Origin of the sequence: Paenarthrobacter sp. NPDC090517 (assembly GCF_044769165.1) — a bacterium.
GTDB lineage: Bacteria > Actinomycetota > Actinomycetes > Actinomycetales > Micrococcaceae > Arthrobacter.
Genome location: NZ_JBIVXN010000001.1, coordinates 816,241 through 843,239, shown reverse-complemented (window position 1 = coordinate 843,239; position 26,999 = coordinate 816,241). Strand labels below are relative to the sequence as shown.

Genomic DNA, 26,999 nt, shown 5'->3' with positions numbered 1-26,999 from the left:
GGCGATAGCGGCCCGGTTAGTTCCTAGAGCTTGTCGAAGTCAGATTCGTCTACGGTTGCGCCTGCTGATGCAGGGGCTCCCGCGCCGATGGCAGGCTTGGAACCGCCCGACTTCAGGGCCGCAAGACGGGCCTCGATCTCAGTCTGCTCTCCAAGGTCTTCGAGCTGGTTGAACTGGGCATCGAGGCTGGAGCTGGCGAGTTCCTGCTGGCCCAGGACCTTGGCCTCTTCGCGGCGGATCTTCTCTTCGAAGCGGCCCACCTCGCTGGTGGGATCCATGATGTCGATGCTCTTAAGCGCATCGTGCACCTGAGACTGCGCGGCAGCGGTCTTGGAGCGTGCTACCAACTCGTTGCGCTTGGCGGTGAGCTGGTTCAGCTTGTTCTTCATCTGGTCAAGCCCGGTCTTGAGCTTGTCCACTACCTCGGTCTGGGAAGCGATGCTCGGTTCTGCTGCCTTTGCCTCGGACTCGGCAGTCATCTGGCGCTGGATGGCTACCTTCGCCAGGTTGTCGAACTTCTGGGCATCAGTCGCGTCACCGGCAGCGCGGTATTCATCGGCTTTCCGGGATGCTGCCAGAGCCTTGTTGCCCCAGTCCTGAGCGTTCTTGACGTCTTCGTTGTAGTCCGCCTGCAGCATCCGGAGATTGCCGATGGTCTGGGCCACGGCTGATTCGGCCTCGGCAATGTTGTTCGTGTAGTCGCGGACCATCTGGTCCAGCATCTTCTGCGGATCCTCAGCCTGGTCCAGCAAGGCGTTAATGTTTGCCTTGGCGAGCTGCGAGATCCGACCGAAAATGGACTGCTTAACCATGGTGTTGCCTTTCGTCCTGCTCAGTGGTGACACTGAAATCAGTGATCAGTTGTTGTAACGCTCCTATGCGGGGCATGGACCCCGCCTAGTCTGTCTGGCTAGAAGCTGCCGGAGTCTCCGCCGCCAAAGTCGCCTCCGCCGCCGCCCCAATCGCCGCCGCCACCGGAATCGCCGCCGAAGAAGCCACCGCCACCTCCGCCGTCATTGCCGCCGCCCCAGCCGCCTCCTCCGCCGTTGAGGATGGAGTTGATGAGGATGCCGCCGAGGATGGCGCCGCCGAGGCCACCGCCTCCGCCACCTCCGCCGAACATTCCGCCACGTCCGTAGCCCTGCCCTTGGTCGGCGTAACCGAACTGGTCGACGTCGGACTGTGCGAGTTGGGCAGCCTGCGCTGCAAGCGAATGCGCCTGCTGAGCGTAGGTCAATGCGGTGACGGGATCATTGCGGGAAATGGAAAGCGCGTAGTCGAGGTTTCGCTGAGCCTCGGCCAACCTCGTCCGGGCCTCAGTGCCCACACCGCCGCGACGGGCTGTGATGTAGTCCGATGTTGCGCTGATCTGTGCCTGTGCGGCCATGATTGTCTGCTGCAGCGAGGCCTGGGCGCGCCGGGCCTGCTCCTGCTGGTCACGGATGCCGGACAAGGACTGATCGAGCGCCTGATGAGCTGACTCTACGCGACTCAGAGTCGCGATTGGATCGATCTTTCCGCCTTGGATCTCGGTCTTCACCTGCGCCAAGGCGGCTTCCACGCCAGCCACGGGACCGGCGAGTTCCGGGTGTTCGCCGGACTGGATCATCGCACGCGCTTGGGCAAGGTCTTGGCTGGTCTCCGCTACGGCGCCTTCAAGGGAGGCCCGGGCCTCATCCAAGCTGCCGGCAGTCTTGGAAATGGCATCGATCAGCACGTTGGTCTGGTGCAGGCTTTCCTCCGCCGCGCGGACTGCCACAGCTGCCAGGCTGTTCTCACCCGTCGCCAACTTCTCTTGGGCGGCAGTGACGGCATTCTGAACAAACGCGAGTCGCTCCTTGGCCTGCAGAATGTTGTCTGAGACCTGAGCCAACGCGGATTCGGCGTACTTGGCGCGCAAGCCCTCAAGGGACCGCTCTGCGCTGGCAATCTTCGCATCCGCTTCTTTGGCCCCCGCAGTCACTGCTGCCAAAGCTTGAGGGGCGTTCTTCTCAAGCTCGCGCAAGGAGTCAAAGTCGGCCTTCTGGTCGCGCAGGGACGCCAAAGCGGCTTCTGAACGGCGAATAATCTCACCGAGCCAGCTCCTCTGTTGCTCTTCAGTGTCAGGGATGTGGTCGTCCAGCTGCTGTTGCAGCTTGAAGGACTCCGTCATGTGGCCCTTCGCCTCTTCGAGGGCTTTGGTGAAGTTGCCAATCGCGGAATCACCGTACTGCGCCTGTGCGAAACCGAGTTCCTGCTCGCTGGACTTGATAGCGTCGTCCGCCTCGATCAACAGCGAGCCGCTCTTCTGTCGGAGTTCCGGAATGCTGAGGCCAGCCAGCGGGTCAAGTTCCTCGCCCTGCGGTCCATAGCTGGCGCTCACGGCCTTGGTGCTGCCCTTCTTGCGGCGGTTCCGGAGGTAGAGGTAAGTTCCAGCGCCGCCGGCTGCTACCACACCGACCCCGACAAGGACGCCGACTCCGGCGTTGCCGCTGGGCACTGTTCCGCTGCCTCCTCCTGCGGCGTCACCAATAGCAGCAGCAGTATCGATGGCTGCCTGGGCATAGTCCTTCTTCCCGCCGGCCAGATTGGCAACGACGGCGTTCTGCGCGATGGCAGATTGTTTGGAGTAGATGGAGCTACCCGAGTTAAGGGCGAAGTTGTACTGGCCGGCCGTTGAGATCGCCAAAATAGCGTCTGCCTTGCCCATGACCTTCTTCTCGGCAACGGCCTTGGTCCACTCGGCCGGGGATGACGGATTCGTAAAGGAGTCCACCGTGACCACGTACAGGTTGTACTTGTGGTCCTTGAGCGTCTTTTGGATGGCCTCCTGGACTTCGCCTTTTCGGCCGCCAAGGACATTGGCGTCGTCCACGATGTTTTGGCCGGACGGAATGGTCACCGGATCGGCAGCCCAAGCGGCGCCGGCCGGCAGGGCCAACATTCCAGCCAGGCCGAGAACGGCGAGTACGCGTTTAACTATTGACCGCATGTGCAACCCTTCAGCACGTCTGCGACTGGAACAAGGCGTACCAATCGTCACAGAATGCTCAGCGCCCCCACGCATGGTGTAAAGCCGCAGGTCGCTGTGGCAATTCCTCTTGATTCTATGGTGCACCCCATAACCCGTCCACAGGGGTGAATATGCCACCAGCGAAATATAGGAGAAAGCTGGATTGTTGACCCCTTGAGGTTCTTTTTGAAGGGTATGCCGCCGCGGAGGGAACAGGGGTCAGTGCCTTTCAGGAAGCTCCCAGCGAACGTCCGCTTTTGTTCCAGTTATTGGGTACATAGTTAGTGGAGAAGAGGACGAAAGGAAGACCCATGACGGAGAACCCAGCGCAGGGCACCGCACCAGAGAACCGCGAGCCATCAGAGCCGCGGAATACGACGGCGGAGCAGGGCGATACGGCCGCCACCCAGCAGCAGCCTGCCTGGAATTCAGGACGCGGAGCGGGGTCGGACGGCACCGCTCAGCCCACCACTCCGCTGCCTGCCTTCCAGGCGCCGGCAACCCAGCAGCAGTCTCAGCAACCACAGCAGCCGCAGTACTACGGCGCTCCGCAGCAGCAGCATGATCCAGGGCACCGCCCGAACTACCCTCAGCACCAGCCGTTCTACGGTGGTTCAAACCCGGGAACAAATGGAAATACCGGCAGCCAGTTCCACAACGCACAGGGATTCCAGCATGCGCAAGGCCAGAACGGCTCCGGAATGCAGCACACCCCCGGCCACTCTTCGGCGGTAGCCAACAAGCGCAAGCCGGCGTTCGGTGTGGGCACCCTTGTGGCAAGCATGCTTGCAGCAGGTTTGATCGGTGGTGGTGTAGTGGCCGGAAGTAACGCGCTGTGGGATAACCCCGCTCCTGCTGCTTCGACAGGCGGGCAGTCCAGCACGGTCATCGTGAACAACAAAGACGACGTCAACGTCATTACTGCAGCGGCAGCCAAGGCATCGCCCAGCGTGGTGACCATCAAGGCGACCAGCGGCAACGAGGGTGGCACGGGTTCCGGCATCATCCTTGACGACCAGGGCCACATTCTCACCAACACGCACGTCGTCACGTTGGACGGTGCTACCGCCAACGCCGCCATCGAGGTCCGGACGAACGACGGAAAGGTCCTGAAGGCCACCGTGGTTGGCACGGATCCGTTGTCAGACCTCGCTGTAATCAAGGTGAGCGATGCATCGGGCCTGGTCCCGGCGACTCTGGGTGACTCGTCCAAGATCAACGTGGGGGACACCGCCGTCGCCATCGGTTCACCGCTGGGCCTCACCGGCACGGTGACGGACGGCATCGTGTCAACGCTCAACCGCACCATTAGTGTTGCGTCGTCTGCGGTGCCGGAAGGTACACCCGATGAGAGCCAGGGCGACGATGAAGGCTTCCAGTTCGCACCACCGAATGGTGGCCAGAGCCAGAGCGCGGCCAACGCGGGTTCGATCGCGATCAACGTCATTCAGACCGATGCTGCCATCAACCCCGGTAACTCCGGCGGTGCCTTGGTGAACAGCAAGGGCGAGGTTATCGGCGTCAACGTTGCCATCGCTTCCGCGGGCAGCGGTACCTCCGAAACGTCCACCGGCAACATCGGCGTTGGTTTCAGTGTTCCGATCAACCATGCGAAGCGTGTCGCGCAGGAGATCATCGACACCGGCAAAGCCAGCCATGGTCAGTTTGGTGTGTCCGTTCGTTCGAAGTCCTCTTCGGGCAGTGATTCAGGCTTCTCCGTGGGTGCCGAGGTTGCGTCAGTGACGTCGGGTTCGGCAGCTGCCAAGGCCGGGCTCAAGGTTGGCGACGTCGTAACCAAGTTCGGCGACTACACCGTGAGCGATCCCAACCAATTGACCGCCGCTGTCCGCGAACAGCCGGCCGGTGCCAAGGTGAAGGTCACCATCCAGCGTGGTGGCCAGACGCAAGAGGTTGAGGTCACCCTCGACGCAGCCCAGCAATAGTCAATAACAACGCACGACGGTGGACGGCAGCTCACGACTGTCGCCCGCCGTTTTGCTGTCACCCGCGGCGAACGGCGAAGGAACCGCATCGCGCGCAGCTGAAACAGGACTTAACGCAGGGAGTGGTTTTCTGCGGGCAATATGCTTAGCTAGGACGAGCCCACGCGATGGGCAATTTACGGCCACGCTGCTGCGTTTGGCCGTCCACAAGCATGGAAGGCTGCTTCGAAGACAGTGGAAGAGACATTGAAGATTGTCGTTCTGGTCAAGCACGTCCCGGACGCCCAGTTCGACCGGCACATCACCGGACCTGGCAACACAACCGACCGTGAAGAGAGCATTTTGTCCGAACTGGACGAATACGCCCTCGAGGCAGCGCTCCAACTGGCGGAGGAACGCGGCGGCCCGAAGGCCGGAAACGAGGTCATTGCCTTGAGCATGGGCCCGTCGGGTGCGGTCAATGCTGTCAAGAAGTCACTCCAGATCGGCGCGTATTCCGGCGTCCACCTCAGCGATGATGCTTTGGCTGGTTCGGATGCTGCTGCTACATCGCTGGCACTCGCCGCCGCCATCCGCCACATCTCAGCCGATGGGCGACCAGTGGATCTGGTTCTTACGGGAATGGCGTCCACGGATGGCGAGACTTCGCTCATCCCGGCCCAGCTTGCCGAGCGTTTGTCGGTCCCGCAGGTCACCTTTGCCTCAAGCCTTGAAGTGACGGGCGGCCAGGTCAGGGCCCGCCGTGACGCTGGCGCCTTCTCCGAGACGGTTGAAGCGCAGCTCCCTGCAGTGGTCTCGGTGACTGACCAGATCAACGAACCGCGCTATCCCAACTTCAAGGGCATCTTGGCTGCCAAGAAGAAGAAGATTGCCTCCCTGTCGCTGGCCGACATCGGTGTGGACGCCTCGCAGGTCGGCTTGGCCGGCTCGTGGACAGTGGTTGAGTCTGCAGAGGCACGCCCACCGCGGACAGCAGGAACCATCATCACAGACGACGGCGACGCCGGCATCAAGCTGGTCGACTTCCTTGCCGCACAGAAGCTGCTCTAAAGGGGACTCCAACCATGGCAAATGCACTTGTTTTCATTGACAACCCGGGAGCAGCTCTCAAGAAGAGCAGCCTGGAGCTCCTGACCATCGCCCGTTCCCTGGGGGAGACCGCCGTCGCGTTCACCGGGGAGCTTCACGACGACGTCGCCGCCACCTTGGGTGCCCACGGTGCCACCACGGTCTACCAGCCGTCGGTGGACGACCTCGACAACTACCTGGTGGGGCCCAAGGCCGCCTACCTCGCCGCTGCAGTGGCAGCGTCCGGAGCCACGACGGTACTCCTGGACAACTCTCCTGAGGGCAAGGAAATCGCGGGCAGGCTCGGCATCAAGCTCAACGCCGGCGTCATCACGGACGTTGTGGGCGTTGAGGCTGACGGCACCGCGCACAAGTCGGTGCTGGCGGGCTCCTACAACACCACCGCGAAGGCCACCACTCCGGTGACGGTTCTTTCGGTCAAAGCCAACAACGTAGAACCGGCGCCTGCCGGTTCGCCCACTGCGCCGGCTACTGCCACGGTTGAGGTTCCGGCAGACGCGACCGCCAACTCCGCACGCATCGCGGCGCGGAGTGAGAAGCCCGTCAGCGGCCGGCCGGACCTCAGCGAAGCAAGGATCGTCGTTGCCGGTGGTCGTGGCGTGGACGGCGACTTCGGCCCGCTCGAAGAGCTTGCCGACGCCCTGGGCGCGGCAGTTGGTGCGTCCCGAGCCGCTACCGATGCGGGGTGGATCGGCCACGATGCACAGGTTGGCCAGACCGGTGTCACGGTGTCACCGCAGCTGTACATTTCTGCCGGCATTTCAGGAGCCATTCAGCAAAAGGCCGGGATGCAGACTTCCAAGGTCATCGTGGCCATCAATAAGGACGCAGAATCGCCTGTGTTCGAGATTGCCGACTACGGCATCATCGGTGACCTCTTCAAGGTTCTCCCGCAGGCAACTGCGGAGATCAAGAAGCGGAAAGGCTGATCCCTTTGTCCACTGACGCCACGTCAGCAAAGAGCCCGTTCGATGCCTCCACGGAGCGCGTTGAGCGGGTGCTTTGTTTTACTGCCCATCCTGACGACATCGACTTTGGAGCTGCCGGGACCATCGCTGCCTGGACGGCGGCCGGCGTCGAGGTCAGCTATTGCATCATGACCGACGGCGACGCCGGCGGCTTTGATCCGGTGGACAGGGAACGGATCACCGAACTCCGAGCAGAGGAGCAACAGCGGGCAGCAGCCATGGTGGGAGTCGCCGACATCCACTATCTGCACGAGCGTGATGGCTACCTGGAGCCGACACATGGCGTCATCAAGCAAGTAGTGAAGCTGATTCGCGAAATTCGCCCAGGCATCGTGCTCACTATGCACCCGGAAAGGAACTGGGACCGCCTCCAGAAGAGCCATCCTGACCACCTCGCGGCAGGCGAAGCCGTTACCCGTGCGGTCTACCCCGCAGTGGAGAACCCCTTTGCCTACCCGGAGCTGGCCGCGGAAGGACTTACTGCCTACAAGCTCCCGTGGCTATGGTTTATCTCCAGCCCGGACGCCCGGGAGAACCACTTTGTGGACGTTTCGGACCAAGTGGAGGCAAAGCTTGACGCCATCCGCGTCCATGCAAGCCAACACCCGGACATTGAAGGAATGGAGCGGGTGGTCCGGGGCATGATGTTGGCCAACGGGGAGCGTGCCGGCCTGCCTGCCGGGACCAGCGCGGAAGCCTTCCACGTGGTGTCCGTCAACGGGTCAAGCACCATCGCCGGCTTCTGACGTTGCTGTGGTGTAACCCGTGTCATATGCTTGATCTCGGTTAAATCATATTTATTCGAGGAAGGCAGACTTTGATGGCGAAGACTGCGCAGCAACCTGTACTGGTGATTATGGGAGTCTCCGGTTCAGGCAAATCGACTGTAGCCGGCGTATTGGCAGGAAAACTTGGATGGGACCTTGCCGAAGGCGATGATCTCCATCCTGAGGCTAACGTGACAAAGATGCACTCGGGGCAGGCCCTCAGCGATGAGGACCGCTGGCCTTGGCTGGGCATCATCTCGGATTGGATCCGGGCGCACGTGGACGCCGGAACCCCGGCGATCATCACCTGCTCGGCATTGAAAAAGAAGTACCGCGACGTCCTCCGGGGTGAAGGGGTTGTCTTCGTCTTCCTCCAGGGGAGCAAGGACAAGATCTCGGACCGCCTTGCCTCCAGGCATGGTCACTTCATGCCGCCGTCGCTCCTGGAATCCCAGTTCGACGCTCTTGAGGAACCCACGGAAGACGAAAACCACATCTCACTGTGCGTTTCCGCGTCGCCAGCAGAAGAAGCCGACGAAGTCATTGAACGGCTCGGTCTCCGGCCCTTGGGCGCCGGTACCGAAGTGACCGCCTCGTGAGGGTCCTGGAAACAGCGACCCAGGTGCAGGAATGGACAGCGCACGACACCCAACTTCTTGTGGTGGCAGCACTTGGCATTGCCCTGATTGTGGTGCTGATCGCAAAACTGAAACTGCATCCGTTCCTGGCGCTGGTGTTGGGCTCGGCCTTCGTGGGACTGGCGTCAGGCGTGGAACTGGGCAAGGTCATCACCAACTTCGAGGACGGCGTTGGGGGTGTCCTGAAGGAAGTCGGCCTGCTCATTGCGCTTGGAGCCATGCTCGGGAAGCTGCTGGCTGATTCCGGCGGAGCCAACCGCGTGGTGGACACCCTGTTGGCCAAAGCCAGCGGCAACAAGCTCGTGTGGATGATCACGCTCGTGGCTGTGATCATCGGCTTGCCGATGTTCTTCGAAATCGGACTTGTCCTGCTGCTTCCGGTGATTGTCCTGGTTACTCAGCGGTCCAAGATGAAGCTGATGCGTATCGCGATCCCGGCGTTGGCTGGCCTGTCTGTGCTTCACGGACTGGTGCCACCGCACCCGGGTCCGTTGATTGCGATCAGCGCAGTCAAAGCTGAGCTGGGAACAACGCTCGGCTTGGGCATCCTCGTCGCTATTCCTACGGTCATTATTTGTGGCCCGCTCTTCTCGCGGTTGGCTGCCCGATGGGTACCTGTTGATGCGCCGGCGGTAGCCGGAGGCATAGACACCCAGCACGCAGCCGATCTGAGTGAAGTGAAGCGCCAGCCCTCGTTCCTTGTGACGCTGCTGACCATCATCTTCCCTGTGGTCCTCATGCTGCTGAAGGCCTTGGGCGGCATCATCTGGCCGAACTCTGAAACGGCACCGGCAATCAGGATCTTCTTCGACTTTGTGGGCCAGCCCCTGGTAGCCATGACGCTGGCGGTCCTCTTGGCAATCGTGACGTTCGGCTACGCCGTAGGCTTCACGGGTAGCAAGATCACAGGCAAACTGGGTGAAAGCCTGGGACCCATCGCTGCCATCCTCCTCATTGTGGGCGCCGGCGGTGGTTTCAAGCAGACACTGATCGGTGCCGGCGTAGGCGATGCCGTCAAGAAATGGGCAGAAGGCGCCAACATGTCGGTCCTGGTGCTCGGCTTCATCGTGGCGGTGGCCCTCCGCCTGGCTACGGGCTCGGCGACAGTGGCAACCGTGACTGCGGCGGGCATTGTGGCACCCCTCGCCAGCAGCCTTAGCCCGACGCACGCAGCCTTGCTGGCCTTGGCCATCGGAGCAGGGTCCCTGTTCCTGTCCCACGTCAACGACGCTGGATTCTGGCTGGTCAAGGAATTGTTCGGCCTTACCGTGGGGCAGACATTCAAAACCTGGTCCGTGATGGAGACACTGATCTCCGTGGTGGGCTTCGGCTTCGTGATGCTTCTATCGCTCGTGTTGTAGCTGCGAAAGCGATCTTGTAGCTGCGAAATCAGCCGACAAACGCACGACGGCGGCCGTCCCTTCTTGGGGCGGCCGCCGTCGTGCGTTACAAGGCCATGTGTCAGGCGCTGAGCCCGACCACCAGGACCGGGTCCGTAGTGGGGGCGCTGGATCCGCCAGTGGGTTCCACGGTGATGGCTACGGACGAGGCTGAGGACAGGCCCTTCACAACAGCTGGTTTGGAGAGTGTTTCCGCATCCATGGTTCCCTGCGGTACAGGGGCGGAGCCATCCTTGGGCAGGGTCCACAACTGGTAGACCTTGCCCTGAGGGGCCGGTGCGACGCCATCCATCAGAACCACGAAGGAATCTTTTGCCGTTGATGCAGAGATGGTGGCCGTACCGCCGCCGGGAACAGGCGCGGATTTCTTCTGGACATCCTGTGCCTGAAGGACCTGGTTGACCGGGTCGTTCTGCGCAGAAACGTAGGCGCCCACTCCGATGCCGCCCAGTGCAATCACCGCTGCTGCGGCGGCTGCCACTATCCATCTGCGTGCGCCACCGGCGCGTGTGCGTTCTTCGCGCTTGGCCCTGGCAGCTGCAAGGTCGTCGACGGCGGGATTCACCGCAGGTGGGGCCGCCGGCTCAGCAGTGGGTCGGGTAGCGGCATCCGTGGTGATGCGTTCCATGATGTTGTCGAATAGTCCGGCCGGGGGTGCCTCTTCCGGCGCGAAACTGACTGACAGTGCCTCGCGGGCTTCGCGGACCCGATCCAGGAATTCAGGACGTTCCGGAGCGTCCTTGATGTAGTCGTCGATCATGGCCCGTTCGTCGTCACTCAGGGCTTCCAGGGCATAGATTTCGGCCAATTCGAGAACGCGGCCCTCAGCGAGGTCGGTGGCGATGTCGTTGGCAAACATTCTGCGGATAAAGCCTCCACTGGTGTTTTCACTCATATCAGCCCACCCCCAGGCAGGTCTTCAGGCGTAGTAGTCCATCGCGGATGCGGGACTTGATGGTCGGGACGGCGGCACCGAGATGCTCGGCGACTTCCCGATAGGTCAATCCGCCGTAGTATGCGAGCCGGACTGATTCGCGCTGCGTGTCCGTGAGCGTACCGAGGCAGCGGCTGACAGCTTCGGCTTCCAGGTTGGTATCGGCTTCCTCCGCCACCAGGTCGCGGTCCGGGTCCTGGCTGGCTGCGCCGTATCTGGCCTCGCGGTCAGTTGCTGCTTGCACGGCGCGGACACGGTCTATGGCCCTCCGATGGGCAATGGTCATGAGCCAAGCCAGCGGGCTGCCTGCGGCGCGGTCGAATCTGGCAGCACCCTGCCAGACCTGGATATAGACCTCTTGGGTGGCGTCCTCGCTGAGGTCGGGGTCTATCAGGACGCGCCTGGCCATACCGAAGACACGCCGCGAGGTGAGGCTGTAGAACTCGGCGAAGGCCTGCTGGTCGCCTGCTGCCACGAGTTCGAGCAGGCCAGCCAGCTGCGAGTTCAGATCAGTCGCAGGGCCGGTAGCTTCGGAGACCGGGGGGCCGGGATTGTTGGGGATGTCCATCACCGTCCAGCATATGTCGTCCCGTTTGAAACCGGCAGCATAACGGGATTGCGTCGAAGGCGCGGCGGTGCAGCGGCTTGCCGTCATCACCCTGGTCTGCAGCGCACTCACGTAGGCTCCCTCAACGAATGTCCAAGGCAGGAGTTGTCCTGCATAAGGTATTCGGTGCTGCGGCCCCGTTGGATGGGCTAGACCTTGGCGCCGGCGAATCCGTTCTGCCGCCAGGCTTCAAACACGGCGATCGACGCAGCATTGGCCAGGTTGAGCGAACGAAGTGAAGGCTTCATGGGGAGGCGAACGCGCGCCGTAACGTGCGGATCCTGTTTGAGCCAATCCGGCAGGCCCACGGATTCCGGCCCGAACATCAGGACGTCTCCCTCGCGGTAACTGATGTCCGTGTAAGACGTCTCACCGTCCGAGGTGTAGGCGAAAACCCGTTCCGGCTTGAGTGCGGCCCAGGCGGCTTCGATGTCCTTGTGGACAGTAACTACGGCGAGATCGTGGTAATCAAGGCCGGCGCGACGCAGCTTGGCATCGGAAAAATCGAAGCCGAGGGGCTCCACCAAGTGAAGCTCGGCCCCCGTGATGGCGGCCAAGCGGATGGCGTTGCCCGTATTGCCCGGGATTTCTGGAGTGTGGAAGAGGATGCGGAACACTGTCCCATCTTAGTCAGCCACGTGGAGGTCGACTGCGCCTAGTGCATCCCGCGAAGCAACCGTGCCAGGACGGGTATCACCACGGTGTTCGGCGCTGGCCCTGAACTGAGGAATTGCTTGAGTCCCCTCGCCAACCCCGCTGCATTGACCACTTCTACAGGATTGTGGGTCGATACGCCCTTGCCGTATTGGTCGATCACCGGTTCGTGGAGGTTGCCGTCAGGGCTGTGCAGAACTACCCAACCTGTGACATTGAGTTCGGGAAAGAGGTCCTGCATGTGGCGGACGATGTGCTCGAGCTGCGGAGGAGCTACCGAACGCCCGCCATGCCGCAGAGAATGGCCGTCCCACGCATAGGCACCTTTGGGCAACAGCATGGAACCAATCAATGCCAGACGGTAGCCGGAAAGGACGGCGTGGTCGATGTGATTATTGTCCGACGGCGAGCGCAGGCCGTTGATCAGCCGGGCAGCGGGTATGGCAGTCAGGACCTGCCGGCTGATGAGCTGCACAGTGCGCATCTCGCGTTGAATGCGGGCCTCGGCTCCAAATATGCCGCGTTTGCGGGGGAGCCCGTGAACCTGCTGAGCCGCTTCAGCTGCTGAAATGAGCGGAACCTCGTTGGGGTCGTCAAACGCAGGGACATAGACAGGGGGGTCACCCGCAGTATTGCGTTGGGCTTGGGGTCGCTTGACATTGGTAGTGGCGGAAGGACCCGGCGCGGCAGCGCCGGTGTAGTCCCCGGGCCGGGGCTGACTGACGTTTGAGGCTCCACGGGCGTACCTTCGGTCGTACTCTGCCCGTCGTTTGGGATCAATCAGGGTCTCGTAGGCGAGTGTCACGCGCCGGAACATCTCCGCTTCTCCACCGTGGTCAGGGTGGGCCTTCCGGGCAGCCTTGCGGTAGGCCACTTTGATCTCCTTGTCCGTAGCTGTGACGGAAACACGGAGAACCTGATAATGCGAGTTGTTGCCCTCGGCCAAGCACAGGCCCTTCTCTGGGATGATGGTGCGCTTCTGAAGAGGCGCAGTACTGGCAAGTTTATCCAGCCACTATGTGAACGTCGGTAACGGGGCGCGTGGTTCCCGCTGGCATAATTCACGCTGTGAACCCTTCGGCAACCGATAGACCCTGAGCATGCCGAAGAAAATCGCTGTCGCCATTAACCCGGCTGCCTCGTTCGGCCGGGGGCGCGATGCCGGGGACCAAACCGTGGGTCTTCTCCGCGCCGCCGGCCGGGACGTCGTCGTACTTGAAGCGGACGACTACGACGCCCTGCGGAGGTCGGTGGATGCGACCTTGACGGCTGGAGTGGAGGCCTTGGTAGTGGTGGGTGGTGACGGCATGGTCCACCTGGGTGTCAATGCGCTCGCCGGGATGGACATTCCCTTCGGCATTGTTCCCGCCGGAACAGGCAACGACGTCGCAAGGCTGTTGGCGATGCCGCTGAACGACACTGGTGCGGCTTGCCGCAGGCTGCTGGCCGCGCTGGAGACGGGCGGGCGCAGGATCGACGTCGGACGGGTTGCCGCCGGCGGTGAGACCACCTACTTCGCCGGTGTCCTTTCCGCCGGCTTTGATGCCGCTGTCAACGAACGGGCCAATTTTTGGCGGTGGCCCCGCGGGAAGATCCGGTACAACCTGGCGATGCTCAGGGAATTGGTGTCCTTCCGTCGCATTACCTATACCGTGACCGCCGATTGCGTGACCTGGCGTCAGCCTGCCTTGCTCATTTCGTTGGCTAACGGTCAGTTCATAGGCGGGGGCATGCGGATTACCCCTGACGCGGTTCCCGACGACGGGTGGCTGGACATGTTTGTGGTGAAGCCGTTGTCGCGGCTCAGCTTCCTTGCCGTGTTTCCCAAGGTCTTCTCAGGGAAGCACACCAGCCATCCTGCCGTGGAAATCAGACGGGTCCGGAATGTGCAGTTGGACGCCGAAGGCGTGGTGGCCTACGCAGACGGCGAGCGCATAGCTGCGCTGCCCGTCGTTGTTGACCTTGTTCCCGCAGGCCTATGGGTGCTTGCCTAGTACGCGGGGTGCTGGCGGCACCTCGTTGCAGGAGGCGGCTAGACTCGATCGCGGCGACAAGCCGCGGGAGCCGGAAATCAGGCGGCAGGCTTCAGACAGGGAGAAATAGTGGCGAACAACGTTCGACGACGACTGGCTGGTTTGTTTGCCGCCGGAGCCGCAGGTGTCATGCTGGCCGCCTGCACCGTCAACGTTCCCGATCCGGCAGCTCCGAAGCCTTCGCCATCGGTACCCACACTTGCGACTCCCACTATCACTCCCGGACACGACGCGGCCGCGGTGGCGGCGAAGGATTTGCCGCTGGCAGCAGGGGGAACCTTGGCGCCGGGGGAGCCCGTGACGGTGTCTACGCGGTTGGAGGAAGTGCCTGGCTGGTCGGTGGTTCATTCGGGCCTGCAGGGTGAGTCCAGATACACGAAGACGGACGGATGCATCCTCGCGGTTCGGCTCAGCGTGAATCAGGGTCCGTTGGTGGTGGCTGGCGACGACGCTGCTTCAACCAAGGAACTGTTCAATTACTTGAATGCCGGCGTTGCGGTGGACGGCTTGAAACCGGCGTCGTTGCGTTGGGGGGAAGACTCTGACAAACCGCAACACAGCGTTGAGTTCCTCAGTTTGGAATCCTCTTCAGCGTCCGGCGGCCAGTCAGCAGTTGTCTTGGCCAGGTTGTTCAGCGCCCCTGCTTCCTCGGTATATGTCTCCCTGTCATGCCCGGATGACAAGACCTTGGCCCCGGCGCGCGCTGAGATGATGGCCCAGCTCGTGGTGGTGCCGCCGTCCTGATCCTGGTTCGACGGCTACATGGTTCGGCGGCTACAAGGTTCGGCGGTTACCTCGAGTTTGCGACTGCGAGGCGGTTCAGTGCCAGCGCTGCGATGAGTAGGCCAAAGTCCCTGAGCGCTACATCGAAAAATGCGCCCATCATCAACAGGTTGATGATGATGCCCGGAAGCCATCCCGCCACTATGAGGGAGGCGCAATGGTGAACACCGTTCGGAGCAAGAGGAAGGCGTGCTTGGAAGAACCTCTAAGGGCAGTTCTTCCGGAGCCGGATGCCGTGGTGGTTGCCATGATGCTCTCCAAAATTGTGTAACTCAATTTTAGATCTGACCCCTGACTAAAGCAATGGTTCTTGTTTTTAGAGTTAGGGTCTATGCATGGGTACAGTTGACCTCCCGTGGATCCGTAAAATCGCAGCCGTCGCTTCCCTGGGGGATGAGAACCGCCGCAAGCTATATCAATTCGTTCTCAATGCCCGTGGCGCAGTCGGCCGCGATGAGGCGGCCTTGACTCTGGACTTGCCCAGGAGTTCGGTCTCTTTCCATTTGGACCGCCTGGTTCGCGAAGGACTCCTGCAAGTCGAGTTCAGGAAGTCACCCGACAGGACGGGGCCAGGGTCCGGGCGGCCATCCAAGCTCTACAGGCCGAAGGTGGATGAGATTGGAGTCTCCATCCCTGAGCGGCACTATGACCTCGCCGGCCACCTCATGGCAGCAGCCATCCAGCGTGCTGAGGCGGATGGCGCACCCGTTGAGGCAACCCTGCGTGAAGTCGCTGCCGCCAAGGGAAGGGAACTCGGAAGGCCCGGCGATTTCCTGGTTGCGATCTCGGAGCTCGGATACGAACCTACCCCCGATGCCTCCGGGGGATACCGACTGCTCAACTGTCCGTTCCATCGCCTGTCGCGTGACCACAAGGACGTGGTGTGCGGCATGAACGGCGCCTTCCTCAACGGCGCTGCAACGGCCTCCGGACTCAGCGCCGACGTCGTCGTGCCGGATCCGGACCATGGCCCGGGAAGCTGCTGTGCGCGCATCACCGCCCATGAGGGCGTTTCCTGAGCGGTCGGGCCCCAGGCGCTCGCCGTCGGTAGAATTACAGGGTGCCTGTATACCTTGACCATGCTGCAACCACGCCCCTGTCGGCCCAAGCGTTGGCTGTCATGACGCGCGAGCTCGCGCGGACGGGAAATCCTTCGTCGCTGCACGGCGCAGGGCGCCGCGCGAGGCGGGCGGTAGAGGATGCCCGGGAGACGCTCGCCGCGGCAGCCGGGGCGCATCCATCGGAGGTTATTTTCACCTCAGGCGGGACTGAAGCGGACAACCTGGCAGTCAAGGGGCTCTATTGGGCCAGGCGGGACCAGAGCCCGCGCCGCACGCGCATCCTTTGCTCCGCCGTCGAGCATCACGCGGTCATGGATACCGTTGAGTGGCTTGAAAAGCACGAAGGCGCGCACGTTGTGTGGCTTCCCGTGGACGCTGAGGGCAAGGTCCGGATGGACGTCATCAAGCATGAAATCGAACGGGAGCCGGAATCGGTAGCCCTGGTAACCGTGATGTGGGCCAACAATGAAGTAGGCACCATCCAGCCGGTTACGGAGATCGTTGAGCTGGCAGAGCCTCATGGCATCCCGGTTCACTCCGATGCTGTCCAGGCTTTCGGTTCTGTTCCCGTGGATTTTCGTGCCTCCGGACTTTCCGCGATGTCCGTCTCAGGACACAAGCTTGGTGGTCCCGGGGGAGTCGGCGCCCTTTTCCTCGGTAGGGCTGTGAAGCTGACGCCGGTGCAGCACGGTGGAGGCCAAGAGCGTGATGTGCGGTCCGGGACGTTGGACACCCCCGCAATTGCTGCCTTTGCCGCAGCCGCCGAGGCTGTGACGGCAAACCTGGAGCGTGAACGTGAACGCCTCAGCTCGTTGCGCGACCGCCTCATTCGCGGGGTACTCGAATCGGTTCCGGACGCGGTGCTCAGGGGTGCTCCCGGGGACGGTCGGCTGCCGGGAAACGCCCACTTCACTTTCCCCGGTTGTGAAGGCGACTCACTGCTGTTTCTCCTGGACTTGGCAGGTGTTGAATCCTCAACGGGTTCGGCATGTACCGCTGGGGTGCCCCGGCCGTCGCACGTCCTCCTGGCCATGGGCTTGGACGAGGATACCGCCCGAGGAGCCCAGCGATTTACCCTGGGCCACAGCTCCACCGAGGCGGATGTTGAAGCGCTCCTGAAAGCACTTCCCGAGGCATGCCTCAGGGCCCGGCAGGCAGGAATGGCTGGTCATGAATCCAGCATTCAAACAGCGGCGACAGAGGCCCGGCAAACCGCGGCGGAAACTTTGTAGCGACTTCTGCTATCCGGGCACAAGGTCGTTCAGGGGTACTCCTGGATCCGTTAGTTTCGCTACATCTACCGGGACGCGGCTCGAAATCAAGGCCTTGATGGGTTTCTGAACCCGATTCTGGTTGACGCTCATTCCCGCCACTACGTTGCCCTCCCTCAACCAGAAAGCAATGAAGCTGCCCTCCTCCAGCGATCCGCGGATCACCGGTGGGACTCCGGAGGTCAGCGAGGGAAAGCCCGAATACTCCATGCTCAGGCTGAACTGGTCCGTATAGAAGTAGGGCACCACATCCAACTTTGCGTCCTGGCCCATCATGGACTTGGCAGCAACTTTGCCGCCGTTGAGTGCGTTGGCCCAATGCTCGCTGCGATGGTGCTCGCCGGTAAAGGGATGAAGTGCGTTGGCCACATCCCCTGCGGCCAGCACATCCGGAGCGCTCGACCTCAGTCCGGCATCCACCAATATTCCATTGCTTATTTCGAGCCCGGCAGTTTCGGCGAGTCCTGTGTCCGGGATGACGCCGACGGCAACGATGACGACGTCGGCAGGCAGCGTTTCTCCCATATCGGTGCGGACCGCCGTCGCCTTGCCCTCCTGTCCATCAATCCCGACGGCACTAGCCGGGAGGCGGAAACTGACGCCTTGGTCTTCATGGAGCCGCTGGAAGTATTTGCCGAGTTCAGGGCCGATGGCTGCACTTAGAGGTATATCTTCCAACCCCAGCAGCGTGACGTCGTTGCCGTACGTGCGGGCCGCCGCGGCCAGCTCCATGCCGATCCACCCGGACCCGATCATGACCACCCTCTGTCCTCCTCCTTTAAGGAGGGACTGAAGTCGCAGGCTGTCATCGAATGTCCGGAACGTCATGACTCCGTCAAGGTCTGCGCCGGGGAGCTGGATAGTGCGAGGCCGGGAACCCGTAGCCAGAAGCAGCTTGGAGTAGCTGAGGCGTCGGCCGTCGGCCAGGGTTACCTCGTGACCAGCCGGGTCGATCCAGCTGACGGTGCTGCCGAGGAGAAGCTCGACGTCATTCTCCCCGTACCAGTCCTCGGGTACTACCAGGGCAGAATCTGCGTCAGCTTTGCCCAAGAGGAATTCTTTGGACAGGGGCGGGCGTATATAGGGTGTCCGGTGCTCGGCGGCCACCAGGGTGACGACGCCTCCGTAGCCCTCGGCCCGGAGGGTTTTGGCCGCAGTAGCGCCGGCGAGCCCGCCGCCCGCTATAACGATGTGTTCGTTTGCCATGTCAGCTCGATTCTAAAACCAATAGTCTTGACTTTAGAAGGATGGTTGGGGACAGTCAAGGGGTTTTAGGGTGGGCGAGGCACTGCGGGCTAGAATGGATGGGCACGCCGACTCTTCCCAGCCGGATCAGTTGCCCTAAATCCACAGACACAGAAAGCCAGCATGCGAGTACTTGCAGCAATGAGCGGCGGAGTAGACTCCGCCGTGGCCGCAGCCCGGGCCGTGGAGGCCGGACACGACGTCGTCGGAGTCCACCTTGCGTTGTCGCGCATGCCCGGCACCCTGCGCACAGGAAGCCGGGGCTGCTGCACTATCGAAGACTCGCGCGATGCTTGGCGGGCCTGCGACGTCCTGGGCATTCCCTACTACGTGTGGGACTTCTCAGAGCGTTTCAAGGAAGATGTGGTCCAAGACTTCATCGATGAGTACGCTGCGGGCAGGACGCCCAACCCCTGCATGCGGTGCAACGAGCGGATCAAGTTCGCCGCTCTTCTGGAAAAGGCCATTGCACTGGGCTTCGACGCCGTGTGCACCGGTCACTATGCCAAAGTCATCGAAGACGCCGACGGCAACCGGGAACTCCACCGCGCCGCCGATTGGGCAAAGGACCAGAGCTACGTTCTCGGTGTACTGACACATGAGCAACTCAAGCACTCCATGTTCCCGCTGGCGGACACCCCTTCCAAGGCGGAGGTGCGCGCCGAGGCCGAGCGTCGCGGACTATCCGTGGCCAACAAGCCGGACAGCCACGATATTTGCTTCATTTCCGACGGCGACACCCGCGGATGGCTCGCCGAGAAGATTGACATGACCACCGGTGACATCGTTGACGAAACCGGGACCAAGGTTGGTGAGCATCCCGGTGCCAACGCGTTTACAGTGGGACAGCGCCGCGGCCTGAAGCTGGGAACCCCCGCGGCAGATGGCAAGCCCAGGTTCGTCCTGGAAATCCGCCCCAAGGAAAACAAGGTGGTTGTGGGACCGGAAGCCCTGCTGGCGATCGATGAGATCCGCGGCATCAAGGTTTCATGGGCCGGCTTGCCCATTTCCGAGGTTTCCACCGGTGCCGAGTTCGACTGCCATGCGCAAGTCCGGGCGCACGGCGATCCTGTTCCGGCAATTGCCCGTGTGGAATCCGTTGCTGACGAATCCGGCGTGGAGCGTGCCCAGCTCGTTGTCACTCTGACGGATCCCCTGAGGGGCGTGGCCCCGGGCCAGACCGTCGTCCTCTATCAGGGCAGCCGCGTCCTGGGGCAGGCCACCATTGACGCCGCCCGCTCACTTCAGCGGGAAGTCCTCTAGCAGCCGGCTCCTTCCTGGCGAAACCTACTGGAAAGTAAATTTTGTGTCTCGAATCACAAAATGAAGGGTTCGCGGCCTTCGAAGTCTGATTGAATCGTGGAATCAAGAGTGTGCGCCGTCACAAATATCCCACGGCGGCGCGCCGAATCCATCGAACAGAAGGTTCACCAGATGGCACTGAACAAGAAGGCCCTGCACGGCGTTATCGCGCTGGCGGGCATTTCCGCGCTCGCCCTGACGGCATGCACGGGTCCCTCCGGCGGCGGTTCATCATCCGCCCCGGCTGCCGCAGGCCCCATCGCCTACGGCACTACTGACAAAGTCACGTCGCTGGATCCCGCCGGGTCCTATGACAACGGTTCGTTTATGGTGATGAACCAGGTCTACTCATTTCTCTTGAATTCCAAGCCCGGCGGTGCGGAGCCCGTACCCGACCTCGCCGAATCGTCGTCGTTCACGGCGCCGTCGGAATACACCGTCAAGCTCAAGTCGGGACTCAAGTGGGCCAACGGGCACACCCTGGACTCCAAGGACGTCAAACACTCCTTTGACCGGCAGGTGGCAATCAACGATCCCGCCGGGCCCGCCTCGCTGCTGACCAACATCGAAAGCGTGAGTACGCCCGATGCCACCACGGTGGTGTTCAAGTTGAAGAATGCGAACGACCAAACGTTCAGCCAGATCCTCAGCAGCCCTGCCGCGCCGATCGTCGACGATGAAGTCTTCCCGGCCGACAAGATCCTTTCGGACGACGAGATCATCAAGGCGAACGCGTTCTACGGCCAGTACACGATTGACAGCTATAAGAAGAACGAACTGGTCAGCTTCAAGGCCTTCGCTGACTACCAAGGCGTTCTTGGAAAGCCCGCCAACGTTGCTGCCACCATCAAGTATTACGCCAGCCCCACCAACCTGAAGCTCGAAATCCAGCAAGGCGCCATTGACGTTGCCTTCCGCAGCCTGAGCGCCACGGATATCGACGACCTCCGCAAGGACTCCAAGGTCAAGGTCCTCACCGGGCCGGGTGGCGAGATCCGCTACATCACCTTCAACTTCGACACCATGCCATACGGAACAAAGGCAGCCGGCGCAGACCCTGCCAAGGCGCTCGCAGTTCGCCAGGCAGTAGCCAACCTCGTTGACCGCCAGGCCATCGCTGACCAGGTATACAAGGGCACCTACTTGCCGCTGTACTCCAACGTTCCGAGCGGATTCCTCGGTGCCAACGAGTCTTTCAAGGACGCCTATGGCGACGCTGGTAAGCCAAGCCTGGACAAGGCGAAGAAGGTCCTGACGGATGCCGGCATCACGGAACCCGTCGCACTGAACCTGCAGTACAACCCGGATCACTACGGCGGATCCTCCGGCGATGAATACGCCATGGTCAAGGAGCAACTGGAGAAGTCCGGTCTCTTTACAGTGAACCTGCAGTCCACCGAATGGGTTACTTACAGCAAGGCCAGCCGCGCCGACGAGTACCCCTTGTTCCAGTTTGGCTGGTTCCCGGACTTCAGCGATTCCGATAACTACCTGACGCCGTTCTTCCCGGAAGGCGGCTTCCTGAAGAACCACTACAACAATCCCGAAGTCAATGAGCTGATCGCCAAGCAGTTGACGGATGCGGACAAGACCAGCCGAGAGGCTGCCATTAAGGATGTCCAGAACGCCCTGGCCAAGGACATCTCCACCCTGCCACTGCTCCAGGGTGCCCAGGTGGCGGTCGTCGGAAGCGGAGTGAACGGCGTCGAGAAGACGCTGGACCCGTCCTTCAAGTTCCGTCTCGGAGTAATTTCCAAGTAACCGCACCTTTGTGAAGAAAGGGAGGCGGGACACTGATCCGGTGTCCCGCCTCCTTTGCTGACCACCCACGTGGCCGGCTCGCATGTGACAACCCCGCGCAATCCACGGGCAGGAAATGCAGGTAACAATGACAACACTTATTGAGGTTCCCGAGGCTGAGCCCGGCATCGTTGCTCCCAAGAGCAAGTCCAAAGCCGGGGGAGGGCTGGGCAGATACATCGTGGTCAGGTTTTTCCTGATCATTCCCACCGTTTTCATATTGGTAACTCTTGTCTTCTTCCTGATGCGGGTCATTGGGGACCCCATCACGGCATCGCAAGGCGGACGACTGCCCCCGGACGTCCTGGCCCAGCGAATACAAGAGGCCGGCTACGATAGGCCCGTCCTGGTTCAGTACTTCGAATACCTGGGCCAGCTCATCACCGGCAATTTTGGCAGCACCATCACCGACCGGCGGCCGGTGGTGGAGGTACTCACCACCTTCGGCGCAGCCACACTCGAACTGTCGATCAATGCACTGATCGTCGCGCTCGCAGTCGGCATCCCGTTCGGGCTCATTGCCGCACAGCACCGGGACAAGACTCCTGACGCGTTTCTGAGGTTCTTCGCCATCCTCTGCTACGCAACACCCGTATTCTTCTCCGGGCTCCTCCTGAAACTCACGTTTTCCGTGTGGCTTGGGTGGTTCCCAGTGGCCGGTCGAGCCTCTACGCGGACGGAACTGACCATGAGTGCCCTGGCTGCACCGTCTGGCATTTACTGGCTGGACGCATTACGCAGCGGCAACTTCGCAGCTTTGGGGGACATCGTCGCCCACGCGGTGCTCCCCGCAGTAGCCCTCGGGTTGTTGACCGCCGGCGTCTTCCTGCGACTAGTGCGCACAAACGTCATCGGGACGCTGGGAAAGGACTACGTCGAGGCCGGGCGTTCCCGCGGCGTCAGTGAGTTCCGCCTGGTGACCAAGCACGCCTACAAGCCGGCACTGATTCCCATCATTACGGTTATGGGCCTGCAAATCGCCCTGATGCTGGGCGGTGCCATCCTCACCGAAACCACGTTTGAGTGGAAGGGCCTGGGCTATCAGCTGGTGCAGTACCTGAACGCGCGCGACTTTGTGGCCGTCCAAGGAATCGTAGTGTTGCTGGCCATCATTGTGGCTGTCACCAACTTCGTGGTGGATATCATTGCCGCGCTCATCGACCCTCGAGTGAGGTACTGAACATGAGCACTTCCCAATTGACCCGACCCAAGCAGCCCTTGTTCTCAAGGTTGCCCGTGATAAGCCACCTGAAGAAAAGCGTAGGACTTCAGCGAGGCATGCTCATTGTGGGTGTCGTCCTCAGTGGACTCTTCATCCTTACGAGCATTTTTGCTCCTCTCCTTGCTCCCTATGGCTACTCGCAACTCAGCGATGCATCCGGTTCGTTTCCCACCCAGGAAGCTCCGAACTCCAAGCACCTGCTGGGTACAACCGTTGGCGGCTACGACGTCCTGTCACGGGTGATCTGGGGTTCCCAAACAGCGGTGACAGTCATCGTTGTGTCTGTGGCGATGTCCCTGTTCCTCGGTGTCGCCCTTGGTCTGCTCAGTGGTTATTTCGGAGGGTGGCTGGACAGGATTCTGGTGGTAGTAGCGGATGCCATCTATGCGTTTCCCACCCTGCTCCTGGCAATCGTCATTTCCATTGTGATCAGCCGGGGACAATCCAGTTTCTGGGGTGGCATCTTCTCTTGTGCTTTCTCCATAACGGTGGTCTTTGTCCCGCAGTACTTCCGGGTCATCCGGGCAGAGACCATTCGTCTCAAGGCCGAGCCTTTCGTCGAATCGGCCAAGGTGCTCGGAGCCTCCAGCGTGCGCATCATCGGGAGGCACATTTTCAAGAACGCCACCAGGACCCTTCCGCTCATGTTCACCTTGAACGCCTCCGAGGCGATCCTGACGCTCGCTGGCTTGGGCTTCCTTGGCTTCGGCATCGAGCCAACATCGGCTGCTGAATGGGGCTTTGACCTCAACAAGGCACTGGCGGACACCTCGTCCGGTATTTGGTGGACGGGCGTCTTCCCGGGTATCGCGATAGTTCTCACCGTCCTGGGCCTGACCCTCGTGGGCGAGAGCATCAACGACCTCAATGACCCCCGGATCCGTGGGCGCAAACGCGCGGGCAGGACGCCGGCACCAACAACGGCAGGAACGACCTCAAACCCGGCAGAGGCAGGCAAGCCATGAGCACCAACCTTGGAAATATGTCAGATCACGTCAGCACCGGGCAGCCCGTACTAACCATCGATCGGCTCCAAGTCACCTTCGCCACTGATAGCGGGGACGTCCATGCTGTAAAGGACGTCAGCCTGGAAGTCGGAGCCGGTGAAGTAGTGGCCATCGTAGGGGAATCCGGTTCCGGCAAAACCGTAACAGCCAAAACCATTTTGGGCCTGCTTCCGGAAACTGCTATCAGTTCAGGCGCCGTGGTGATCAATGGCAACAACGTCATCAGCGTCAGCAAATCCACGCTTCGGAAAATCCGTGGCCGGGATGTCGCAATGGTGTTCCAAGAACCTTCCACAGCCCTGAACCCGGTCTTCACCGTGGGCTGGCAGATTGCCGAAGGTATCCGAGCACACGCCACGGACGGTCGTCGCATCTCCGCCAAGGAAGCCAAGCACCGGGCAACCGAGGCGCTCCGCAAGGTGGGCATCCCGGATCCTGAGACGCGGGTCAACTACTACCCGCACCAGTTCTCCGGTGGCCAGAAGCAACGCGTGGTAATCGCTGCGGCCCTGGCCCTTAACCCGGGACTGATCGTGGCGGATGAGCCTACCACCGCGCTGGATGTCACAGTCCAGGCTGAAATCCTGCAGCTCCTGCGCGACCTGAGGGACAACTATGGAACCTCAATCGTGCTCATCACGCACAACATGGGAGTCGTCGCAGACTTGGCCGACCGCGTTGTTGTCATGTACCAGGGCGACGTCGTGGAAGAGGCTCCTTCCCGGGTCCTGTTTGCTGAACCCCGGCAGGAGTACACCAGGAAACTGCTGGCCGCAGTGCCGCACCTCGGACGGAACTCGGCCTCAGAGGGCGCCCGTGGCCGGCTCCATCAGGGAGGCAAAATCCTGGTGGAAGCAAAGAACCTCACCATCGAATACCCCGGGCGTTTCGGCAGGCACGGGTTCAAGGCCGTGGACAACGTCAGCTTCACGGTGTCGGAGAACGAGGTTTTCGGGCTGGTAGGGGAGTCCGGTTCCGGAAAATCCACCATCGGAAGGGCCATTGCGGGCCTGACCCGAACCACCGGCGGCAGCCTGAAGGTCCTTGGATACGAGATGCTGGACTTCAAGGAACGTACCTTCCGTCCGCTCCGCAAGGAGATCGGCTTCGTTTTCCAGGATCCGGCGGCGTCCTTCAATCCGCACCTCACCATCGGCGAGTGCGTCGCGGAACCGCTGCTTATCCACACCAAGCCCGGTGCCGCTGAGGCGAGGAAAAAGGTAGGTGAGCTGCTCGAATCAGTCCAACTGCCGGCGTCGTACGCGGAGCGCTACCCGCACGAGCTGTCCGGTGGGCAGCGGCAGCGCGCATCCCTGGCGAGGTCGCTGGCACTCAACCCGCGCCTCCTGATCGCCGACGAACCCACCTCCGCCTTGGATGTCTCAGTGCAGGCCAAAGTGTTGGACCTCTTCAAGGACATACAGGAGCAGTACGGTTTCGCGGCTCTGTTCATCAGCCACGACCTCGCAGTAGTGGACATGTTGTCCCACTGGGTTGGCGTGCTGTACAAAGGCCAGTTGGTGGAGCAGGGGATCGGAAACCATGTGATGGGCTCACCGCAGCATGAGTACACCAAGAGGCTCATCGCCTCGCTGCCGGTGCCGGACCCGGATGAACAAGCACGACGGCGGGAAGCGCACCGCACTCTGCTTGGCGGCTAGACCCTTGCTTAGCGCCTAGCATCCACGGAAAATCCGCACAACGTAGAGAAGGTACGCCCCCCACTGTGGCGGGCGTACCTTCTCCGCGTTGAGTCGTGTGGCAATAGGTGACTGTCATGGTTGCTTTGCCGTGCCGGTCCTGGGCGGCAGGTAACAACCGCGGCGGCACCGCCCCACACCATAGACTTGGGTGCATGACCGAGCAGAACAACGCCCTTCCCCATGACGCCGATTCCTTCAACCCGGCAGCAAGCTCCCTGGCCGGCCACGTGGACCGTGCCGTCATGGATGAGCTGTTGTCCATCCGGTCCAGCATCGACAACATCGACGCAACTCTGGTCTTCCTACTCGCGGAACGCTTCAAGGCCACCCAGAAGGTAGGAATCCTGAAGGCCACCCACAAGCTTCCCGCCGGAGATCCGGGCCGCGAATCGGCCCAGATAGCCCGCTTGCGACGGCTCGCCGAGGATGCGCACCTTGATCCAGCCTTCGCAGAAAAATTCCTCAACTTCATCATCAGCGAAGTGATCCGCCATCACGAGGCAATCGCCGAGGATCACCAGATTTCCAGCCAGCAGGCCTGATCCGTGGCGGAAGTGGTTACCATGCGCGCCAGCGCCACCGCACTGGGTCCTTGGCCTGGAAGCGACCCCGCGGAAGCAAGCCGGATCATTCGGGGCGAATTAGGGGACCCCCATCTTCCTTTCCTGCCCGAATTGCCTGATCGAGGGGTGGGGTCGGATGCCGTCGGCAGGACCGGCTCATTGTTGATGGACCTGGCAATCGACGTCCAACCGCACGGCTGGCGACTGGTGGACAAGCCCGGGAAGGATGCCCGGCGCGCCCACTCGGCGCTCTCGACTGACATCAATATTCTGGCCGACATCGCTGGTGCCGAGGATGTCGCTGCAACAGAGTTCAAAGTCCAGCTGTTGGGCCCCATGACTCTTGCTGCCAATCTTTACCTGCACAATGGCGAGCGGGCACTTCTCGATTATGGCGCCCGCAGGGATATTGCGGAATCCTTGGCCTCCGGCGTCGCAGAGCACCTCAACCGCATCGCCACGGCTGTCCCGGGTGCCCGTTTGGTGGCCCAAATTGACGAGCCGGACATCGCCTCCATCATGGCCGGCACGATCCCGACGGCGAGTGGCTACCGAACGTTGCGGTCCATATCCGGGGAGGAAGTGACTGGCGCGTGGCGCGTGGTGATCGAAGCTCTCAAGACAGCGGGCGTCGTGGAGGCCGTGGTCTCCGTACCGGAAATCGAAGCGCCCATCGAGCGAATCCTCGCAGCGGGAGCCGACGGCGTCGCGGTGCCCCTGAAAGCCCTGACAACACGCCAATGGGAGCAGTTGGCTGTAGCGGTCGAGGACGGAAAACGCCTGTGGGCCGGTGCACTTTCCACCAGCGAGCCACAGGCGCAACTGCCTCGCACCGCCGAGGTTGTTGAGAGCATCTGGAAGCCGTGGCGGCAGCTCGGGCTGCCTGCCGCAGGCCTGTCGCGAATCCGCGTCACTCCCTCCACAGGGCTGGCGGCCTTCAAGCCTTCAACGGCCAAGGACGTGCTCACCAAATTGACCCAAGTGGCTGACGGACTGGACCAGCTGGCTCAGGGCTGA

General features: G+C 61.7%; 24 protein-coding genes. 17 read left to right on the top strand and 7 right to left on the bottom strand.

The genetic code is table 11. From position 1 onward, the window contains the following. Positions 1-23: 23 nt before the first annotated feature. Entirely contained in the window at positions 24-812 is a 789-nt protein-coding gene (locus ACIQTW_RS03865) for a PspA/IM30 family protein (RefSeq protein WP_402933876.1), read from the bottom strand. Positions 813-910: 98 nt separating this feature from the next. Further along, positions 911-2,971 carry a TPM domain-containing protein gene (locus ACIQTW_RS03860; protein ID WP_402933873.1) on the bottom strand — a complete coding sequence of 687 codons (2,061 nt, stop codon included), beginning with the start codon at positions 2,969-2,971 and terminating at the stop codon, positions 911-913. A 332-nt stretch (positions 2,972-3,303) separates the two neighbouring features. Between ACIQTW_RS03860 and ACIQTW_RS03855 the strand changes: the two genes are divergently transcribed. The 6 genes from ACIQTW_RS03855 (at position 3,304) to ACIQTW_RS03830 (ending at position 9,758) form a co-directional block, all read left to right on the top strand. Next, positions 3,304-4,935, top strand: coding sequence for a S1C family serine protease (locus ACIQTW_RS03855; protein ID WP_402933870.1), 1,632 nt, complete (start codon positions 3,304-3,306; stop codon positions 4,933-4,935). A gap of 246 nt (positions 4,936-5,181) precedes the next feature. Continuing rightward, a complete protein-coding gene (locus ACIQTW_RS03850; protein WP_402933867.1) occupies positions 5,182-5,985 on the top strand; it encodes an electron transfer flavoprotein subunit beta/FixA family protein in 804 nt (267 codons plus the stop codon). 14 nt (positions 5,986-5,999) lie between these two features. Beyond that, the gene (locus tag ACIQTW_RS03845; RefSeq protein WP_402933864.1) at positions 6,000-6,953 is read left to right on the top strand and encodes an electron transfer flavoprotein subunit alpha/FixB family protein; all 954 of its coding nucleotides are present in this window, start codon (positions 6,000-6,002) and stop codon (positions 6,951-6,953) included. A gap of 5 nt (positions 6,954-6,958) precedes the next feature. After that, positions 6,959-7,738 (top strand): PIG-L deacetylase family protein, encoded by a 780-nt coding sequence (locus tag ACIQTW_RS03840; protein WP_402933861.1) that lies wholly within the window; start codon positions 6,959-6,961, stop codon positions 7,736-7,738. A 74-nt stretch (positions 7,739-7,812) separates the two neighbouring features. After that, the gene (locus tag ACIQTW_RS03835) at positions 7,813-8,358 is read left to right on the top strand and encodes a gluconokinase (RefSeq protein WP_402933858.1); all 546 of its coding nucleotides are present in this window, start codon (positions 7,813-7,815) and stop codon (positions 8,356-8,358) included. Then, on the top strand, positions 8,355-9,758 hold the full coding sequence (locus ACIQTW_RS03830; RefSeq protein ID WP_402933855.1) for a gluconate:H+ symporter: 1,404 nt from the start codon (positions 8,355-8,357) through the stop codon (positions 9,756-9,758). The genes ACIQTW_RS03835 and ACIQTW_RS03830 overlap by 4 nt, the downstream gene beginning before the upstream one ends. 100 nt (positions 9,759-9,858) lie before the next feature. Here the strand turns inward: ACIQTW_RS03830 and ACIQTW_RS03825 are convergent, their stop codons facing one another. The 4 genes from ACIQTW_RS03825 to ACIQTW_RS03810 all read right to left on the bottom strand — a co-directional run bounded on the left by ACIQTW_RS03825 (position 9,859) and on the right by ACIQTW_RS03810 (position 12,938). After that, positions 9,859-10,692: an anti-sigma factor domain-containing protein gene (locus tag ACIQTW_RS03825; protein WP_402933852.1), complete on the bottom strand. Its 834-nt coding sequence runs from the start codon at positions 10,690-10,692 to the stop codon at positions 9,859-9,861. 1 nt (position 10,693) lies between these two features. Continuing rightward, the gene (gene sigK / locus ACIQTW_RS03820; protein WP_402936222.1) at positions 10,694-11,299 is read right to left on the bottom strand and encodes an ECF RNA polymerase sigma factor SigK; all 606 of its coding nucleotides are present in this window, start codon (positions 11,297-11,299) and stop codon (positions 10,694-10,696) included. 188 nt (positions 11,300-11,487) lie between these two features. Further along, on the bottom strand, positions 11,488-11,955 hold the full coding sequence (locus ACIQTW_RS03815) for a tRNA (cytidine(34)-2'-O)-methyltransferase (protein WP_011775373.1): 468 nt from the start codon (positions 11,953-11,955) through the stop codon (positions 11,488-11,490). Between the two features lie 38 nt (positions 11,956-11,993). Beyond that, positions 11,994-12,938, bottom strand: a complete 945-nt coding sequence (locus ACIQTW_RS03810) for a J domain-containing protein (protein ID WP_402933849.1) — start codon at positions 12,936-12,938, stop codon at positions 11,994-11,996. 154 nt (positions 12,939-13,092) lie between these two features. On the opposite strand from ACIQTW_RS03810, the gene ACIQTW_RS03805 reads away from it, so the two are divergent. The 4 genes from ACIQTW_RS03805 (at position 13,093) to ACIQTW_RS03790 (ending at position 17,101) form a co-directional block, all read left to right on the top strand. Next, positions 13,093-13,986 (top strand): diacylglycerol/lipid kinase family protein, encoded by an 894-nt coding sequence (locus ACIQTW_RS03805; RefSeq protein ID WP_402933847.1) that lies wholly within the window; start codon positions 13,093-13,095, stop codon positions 13,984-13,986. 108 nt (positions 13,987-14,094) lie between these two features. Continuing rightward, positions 14,095-14,769 carry a hypothetical protein gene (locus tag ACIQTW_RS03800; RefSeq protein WP_402933844.1) on the top strand — a complete coding sequence of 225 codons (675 nt, stop codon included), beginning with the start codon at positions 14,095-14,097 and terminating at the stop codon, positions 14,767-14,769. Between the two features lie 374 nt (positions 14,770-15,143). Further along, a complete protein-coding gene (locus ACIQTW_RS03795) occupies positions 15,144-15,827 on the top strand; it encodes a helix-turn-helix transcriptional regulator (protein ID WP_402933841.1) in 684 nt (227 codons plus the stop codon). Positions 15,828-15,868: 41 nt separating this feature from the next. Beyond that, positions 15,869-17,101 (top strand): cysteine desulfurase family protein, encoded by a 1,233-nt coding sequence (locus tag ACIQTW_RS03790; protein ID WP_402933838.1) that lies wholly within the window; start codon positions 15,869-15,871, stop codon positions 17,099-17,101. 9 nt (positions 17,102-17,110) lie between these two features. Here ACIQTW_RS03790 and ACIQTW_RS03785 read toward each other — a convergent pair whose 3' ends face one another. Further along, positions 17,111-18,346 carry an NAD(P)/FAD-dependent oxidoreductase gene (locus ACIQTW_RS03785; RefSeq protein ID WP_402933835.1) on the bottom strand — a complete coding sequence of 412 codons (1,236 nt, stop codon included), beginning with the start codon at positions 18,344-18,346 and terminating at the stop codon, positions 17,111-17,113. 162 nt (positions 18,347-18,508) lie between these two features. Here ACIQTW_RS03785 and mnmA point away from each other — a divergent pair, with 162 nt between their 5' ends. The 7 genes from mnmA (at position 18,509) to ACIQTW_RS03750 (ending at position 26,999) form a co-directional block, all read left to right on the top strand. Continuing rightward, positions 18,509-19,648 (top strand): tRNA 2-thiouridine(34) synthase MnmA, encoded by a 1,140-nt coding sequence (gene mnmA, locus ACIQTW_RS03780; protein ID WP_402933833.1) that lies wholly within the window; start codon positions 18,509-18,511, stop codon positions 19,646-19,648. 171 nt (positions 19,649-19,819) lie between these two features. Continuing rightward, positions 19,820-21,448, top strand: a complete 1,629-nt coding sequence (locus tag ACIQTW_RS03775; RefSeq protein WP_402933830.1) for an ABC transporter substrate-binding protein — start codon at positions 19,820-19,822, stop codon at positions 21,446-21,448. Positions 21,449-21,575: 127 nt separating this feature from the next. Further along, positions 21,576-22,667, top strand: coding sequence for an ABC transporter permease (locus ACIQTW_RS03770; RefSeq protein WP_402933827.1), 1,092 nt, complete (start codon positions 21,576-21,578; stop codon positions 22,665-22,667). A 2-nt stretch (positions 22,668-22,669) separates the two neighbouring features. Then, positions 22,670-23,674: an ABC transporter permease gene (locus tag ACIQTW_RS03765; protein ID WP_402933824.1), complete on the top strand. Its 1,005-nt coding sequence runs from the start codon at positions 22,670-22,672 to the stop codon at positions 23,672-23,674. Next, positions 23,671-25,377, top strand: a complete 1,707-nt coding sequence (locus ACIQTW_RS03760; RefSeq protein WP_402933821.1) for a dipeptide ABC transporter ATP-binding protein — start codon at positions 23,671-23,673, stop codon at positions 25,375-25,377. The genes ACIQTW_RS03765 and ACIQTW_RS03760 overlap by 4 nt, the downstream gene beginning before the upstream one ends. Positions 25,378-25,571: 194 nt before the next feature. Next, positions 25,572-25,961: a chorismate mutase gene (locus ACIQTW_RS03755; protein ID WP_142938545.1), complete on the top strand. Its 390-nt coding sequence runs from the start codon at positions 25,572-25,574 to the stop codon at positions 25,959-25,961. Between the two features lie 21 nt (positions 25,962-25,982). Beyond that, the gene (locus ACIQTW_RS03750) at positions 25,983-26,999 is read left to right on the top strand and encodes a hypothetical protein (protein ID WP_402936220.1); all 1,017 of its coding nucleotides are present in this window, start codon (positions 25,983-25,985) and stop codon (positions 26,997-26,999) included.